This window comes from Pseudomonas defluvii (genome assembly GCF_001695625.1).
In the GTDB taxonomy this organism is placed as follows: Bacteria; Pseudomonadota; Gammaproteobacteria; order Pseudomonadales; family Pseudomonadaceae; genus Aquipseudomonas; species Aquipseudomonas defluvii.
The window spans coordinates 1-519 of record NZ_MBPN01000324.1 but is presented as its reverse complement, the minus strand read 5'-3'; the positions used below and the strand labels follow the sequence as shown (position 1 = coordinate 519).

Sequence of the window (519 nt, the reverse complement as noted above, 5' to 3'; positions counted from 1 at the left end):
GGGGAAGTAGCTGTTGAAGGACACCGCTGCGTCGGCCAGGGAAAATTCGGCCGTGCCCTTGACCCCGACGTCGATCAACCCCTGCGCCGGGTTCCAGCTGTTGATGCCGGCACTGGCGCTGGCGGCGAAGCGCAATGCCTGGGCGTCGGCCGAGACGGCGTAGCGGGCCGCGTCGGTGCCGTTGGAGGTCCAGGAGACTTCCTGGTGCAGGGTATTGAGCAGGTTGTCCTTGTCACTGCTCCACGAGGCCAGCTTGGCCTCCAGGCTACCCAGTGGCCCTGATTTGCGGCTGGTGCTGATCGCCGACTGAATGTCCTTGATCAGCTCACCGGCCAACTGCCTGTTGAAGGGTTTACCAGCCAGAATCCGTGTACTGACATGCCCTTTCCAGTCGACGCGCTGGTGGAACGACGTGCGGATGTAGTGGCGACGGCTCGGGTCGCTGAACAGGATCACTTCCACCACATGCAGGCCGGTGCGCTGCTGATGCCCTTGTTCTGCTCTGCGCTCACGGCCCTG

At 63.6% G+C, this 519-nt stretch carries 1 pseudogene; it reads right to left on the bottom strand.

Annotation, left to right across the window (positions count from 1 at the left end):
* Positions 1–519, bottom strand: a pseudogene (locus tag EKA13_RS28030) (LysM domain-containing protein); the annotation flags it as partial.